1 protein-coding gene is annotated in these 238 nt (G+C 73.1%); it reads left to right on the top strand.

Annotation, left to right across the window (positions count from 1 at the left end; translation table 11 throughout):
• Nucleotides 1-238, top strand: a 238-nt coding sequence (locus RB628_RS42260; RefSeq protein WP_318325868.1) for a maltotransferase domain-containing protein, incomplete at both ends; no start/stop codon positions are given.

The following is a 238-nucleotide window of genomic DNA, read 5'->3' as shown; positions in this document are numbered from 1 at the left end:
CGATCGGCACCTGGCGGCACCACGCGGGCATCAAGATCCCGGCCGGGATCGACACGGAACTGGTGCTGGAGGAAGGCGCGCTGCTGTACGAGCGTGCCGCCGCCGGCGTACCGAAGAACAAGGGCAAACGGGAGGTGGTCCTGGCCGCCGCCGAGGCTCTCCGGGACGCCGAACGCCCGCCACCGGCCCGGCTGGCGGCGGCGCTGACTCCGGCGGTGAGCAAGGTGCTGGCCCGGTA

This window comes from Streptomyces sp. ADMS (genome assembly GCF_033441795.1).
Classification (GTDB): domain Bacteria; phylum Actinomycetota; class Actinomycetes; order Streptomycetales; family Streptomycetaceae; genus Streptomyces.
This window is presented reverse-complemented; position numbering and strand designations above follow the sequence as displayed.